The sequence below is a fragment of the Bifidobacterium olomucense genome (assembly GCF_012932375.1).
Classification (GTDB): Bacteria; Actinomycetota; Actinomycetes; order Actinomycetales; family Bifidobacteriaceae; genus Bifidobacterium; species Bifidobacterium olomucense.
The window spans coordinates 1-3,411 of record NZ_JAAIIG010000030.1 but is presented as its reverse complement, the minus strand read 5'-3'; the positions used below and the strand labels follow the sequence as shown (position 1 = coordinate 3,411).

Genomic DNA, 3,411 nt, shown 5'->3' with positions numbered 1-3,411 from the left:
GTGGCGAACTTCACGATTGCCTCGACGCCCCGCAACCACAACCGCCAGACGAACCAGTGGGAGGACGGGCAGGCCCTGTTCATGCGCTGCGCCGCGTGGAACGACATGGCCCGGCACGTCGCCCAAATCCTCGCGAAGGGCATGCGCGTCATCGCCCAAGGCCGGCTCTCGCAGCGCTCCTATCAGGCTCAGGACGGCACGAACCGCACCGTCATGGAGCTGACCGTGGACGAGATCGGCCCCAGCCTCCGGTACGCGACCGCGCAGGTCATGAAGCAGAGCGGCGGTAATCACGGCGGGTATTCGGGCGGCACCACCTACGGCAACCCCAACGGCACCCCGCCCGCCGCCGCGACGTCGAACGCCGCGCCGTCGCAGCCGCCCGCAACCGACCCGTGGGCCGGCGGCTACACGTCGGACTCGTTCGCCCCGGCCGATCCGGCCGGCGAACCGGAATTCTAGAAAGTACGCCCTTATGGCAAAGAAGGACAAGGGGATACAGGACTCGCTCATACCCGACGAGATCACCCCGTTGCAGCTCCTACCCCTGTCGGCAGCGGCCGGCGCGATCAAGAAGGCCGCCAGCGCGTTCCGCGTCAAGGCCGCACGGCTTCTGGAGTATTCGACCAAGGACGAGTACGTCGAGAAGTACAAGGGCATCAGCCCCTACGTCGAAGCCCTGTACGACGCGGACGCGGCCGCGTCGTACATCATCGACGAAGCCACGCTCATGGACGATCTGATGACCTACCCGACCGACACGCGCCGGCGGATCATGCGCGACGACCTCGAACGATCGTTCGACCCGTTCCATGAGCTGCCCACCACCGATGACGTGGAAGACGGCGGGGAGGCCGTCGATCCAAACACCGGCGAGATCAAATAACCCGACAGTTTGGGAGAGGCTTATATGCAGCAGTCAAATAAACGGGATGGTGCGTCGTGTCTGTGAACTTCGACAGCACCTTCGGCTTCGATCCGGGCGTGCAGGACAGCAGCATGGCCGCACGCGGCCTGTACGCGACGATGGTGACGTGGTGCGACCACCAGATATACACGCGGCCGGACTCGTTCGACGGAACCTTCGACCTCAAGCGCGTCAGAAGCGTGGGCGGAAACGCCAGACTCGTGCGCGAACTCGTGGAAAACGGCCTCTTCGAGGAGGTCGGCGAAGGCGTGTACAGGGTCGTGACCCGTCGAGGCCTCGCCGTGTTCGGCAGCTTCAAGAACCAGAAGAAGCCGCTCACACCCGAGGAAGCCGTCGAACTGCACGAAAAGAAAGCGGCCGCCGGCCACGCCGGAGGCAAGGCGTCGGGCGCGGTACGACGAGCCAAAGCCGAAGCAAACGCGAAGCAAAACGAAGCAGACGCGAAGCAGACTGCTTCAACTTCAACAAAGCAAACAGGAAGCACTACCGTACCTAACCAAACCATGCCTTCTTCCTCCCCTAACCCCTCCGGGCCGGGATCGAAGCAAACCGTGTCGATCGCCGAAGTCGAGGCCACGGCGATGCTCGACCCGTTCACGACGGCGTGGAACGCCTACCCGAGGCACACCGGATCGAGACGCGAGGCCGAAGCCGCGTTCGCCGCAGCCCTCGAAGGCCTCGACGGCATACCGGCAGTGTCGGCAGCGAACCTGATCGGCGCGGTCATCGCCTACGCCAAGACCATCGACCAACCCCAGTACGCGCCCAACATGAGCCGATGGCTCACCAACGGCGCATACCTCGACTGGCTGCCCACGCCACCGAAACCCCGGTACACATGGGGCATCTGCGACGAGCAATGGCTCCAAGAGCACATCCTCAGCCAAGTGCCCGAAGGCAGCTTCGAAGGCTCGATCGTCGGATCGTTCTGGGCCAACGTCAAAGCCGGAGGCAACCCCGAAGCCCAAGCCCGCCACGTCGTGGCGGAACTCACACGGAAAGGAAAACCATCATGAGCGGGCCGACACCCGAAACCCGGCGGCAAGTGCTCGGCCGGGACGGCTGGAAGTGCGCCATCTGCGGCCGAAACATCGACTCGTATTGGAGCGGGTACAGCATCCACCACCGGCTCAAACGCAGCCAAGGCCACGGATACAAGGGGCTCCACCAAGCCGGCAACCTGCTGCCGTTATGCGGCAGCGGCTCGGACGGCTGCCACGGCTGGGTACACGACCAAGCCGGCCAGATCGCCTACCAGCTCGGCTACCTCGTCCACTCATGGCAGAGCCCCACCCAAACGCCCGTCTACTATCCCCGCCACGGCTGGCAGCAACTCGACGACGACGGCCGACGAACGCCAACCCAACCGCCGGAAGGCATGCCAAGCTACATCCCCGACATCCACCATCTGAAAGGAACCCAATCATGAACACCAACACCGAAGCCCATGCGCTCACCGTCGGCGGCCAGTCGATCCCGCTCGACCCGCCACGCCCGCCCAAGAAGCCCAACATGCTTTTGTGGATCGACACCGAAACCACAGGCATCAGCCGCACCAATGCGAAACTCTTGGAAATCGGCATGATCGTCACCAGCATGGACGGCAGCACCGAAGGCGACCGGTTCGTCTGCCCGGTACGCCCCGACAAGCTCAGCCTCTACGACCTCGACCCCTACGTGCTGTGCATGCACCTCGACAACGGCCTGCTCGACACCATCATGGAGGCCGAACCCAAAGAGATCGGCTACGCGAACGTCGCCCGCAACCTGTCCGAATTCCTCAACGACCAAGCCGCCCAATACGAACTCCACCCCGCAGGCACCAACGTGGACTACGACATCGACCTGCTCACCAACCAACTCGCCGGATACATCCACCCCGACTACCTCAGGGAACTCACCAACCACCGCAAACTCGACCTCAGCACATTCCGCCTCGCGGACACCGCACTGGACGTCAACCCCTACAAAGGCCACGCCGGCACCCACCGCGTCACCGACTGCATCACCCGAGACCGCAACGACTACGCCACCTACCTCGACATCCTCCTAGAACACGAAAGGAACAAGCAATGAGCACACGCATCTACTGCGACCAATGCGGCACCGAAACCAGCGAGCGCGACGCCCTGCGATTCCGCCTGTCGGGCTATTCGGCCAACCGCACCACTATGGGCCGGATCGAGGAAATCGGAATCGACATCTGCCCCAAGTGCGCCGCCTCGTTCAACGGCACGCCCATCGGCCGGCTCGACATCAGCCGAGACCTCACGCTCCCCGGTGCCCCGTACAAGCTCGAATACCAGCCCCAAGCCCAGAAAGGACAAACCGCATGACCAGCATCGTCACCAACGAGATCGAAGAACGCTACCCCTACCCCGACAACGGCGAGCGCCCCACCGGCATCACCCGGCTGGGCGCGTGTCTTGCCTCGCGCAAGGCGTATAAGGCCGGCGTGAACCGCAAGAACACGGATCGTGAGA

At 63.7% G+C, this 3,411-nt stretch carries 6 protein-coding genes; all 6 read left to right on the top strand.

What is annotated here, in order from left to right:
• The coding region (ssb, locus tag G1C97_RS11955; RefSeq protein WP_169241947.1) for a single-stranded DNA-binding protein at positions 1 to 462 on the top strand (462 nt) is incomplete at its 5' end.
• 13 nt (positions 463 to 475) lie between these two features.
• A complete protein-coding gene (locus G1C97_RS11950) occupies positions 476 to 886 on the top strand; it encodes a hypothetical protein (protein ID WP_169241946.1) in 411 nt (136 codons plus the stop codon).
• Positions 887 to 942: 56 nt separating this feature from the next.
• Positions 943 to 1,944 (top strand): hypothetical protein, encoded by a 1,002-nt coding sequence (locus G1C97_RS11945; protein WP_169241945.1) that lies wholly within the window; start codon positions 943 to 945, stop codon positions 1,942 to 1,944.
• A complete protein-coding gene (locus G1C97_RS11940) occupies positions 1,941 to 2,357 on the top strand; it encodes an HNH endonuclease (protein WP_205832643.1) in 417 nt (138 codons plus the stop codon). The genes G1C97_RS11945 and G1C97_RS11940 overlap by 4 nt, the downstream gene beginning before the upstream one ends.
• Positions 2,354 to 3,004, top strand: coding sequence for an exonuclease domain-containing protein (locus G1C97_RS11935; protein ID WP_169241944.1), 651 nt, complete (start codon positions 2,354 to 2,356; stop codon positions 3,002 to 3,004). The genes G1C97_RS11940 and G1C97_RS11935 overlap by 4 nt, the downstream gene beginning before the upstream one ends.
• Positions 3,001 to 3,264, top strand: coding sequence for a hypothetical protein (locus G1C97_RS11930; protein ID WP_169241943.1), 264 nt, complete (start codon positions 3,001 to 3,003; stop codon positions 3,262 to 3,264). The genes G1C97_RS11935 and G1C97_RS11930 overlap by 4 nt, the downstream gene beginning before the upstream one ends.
• The last annotated feature ends 147 nt before the right edge of the window (positions 3,265 to 3,411 follow it).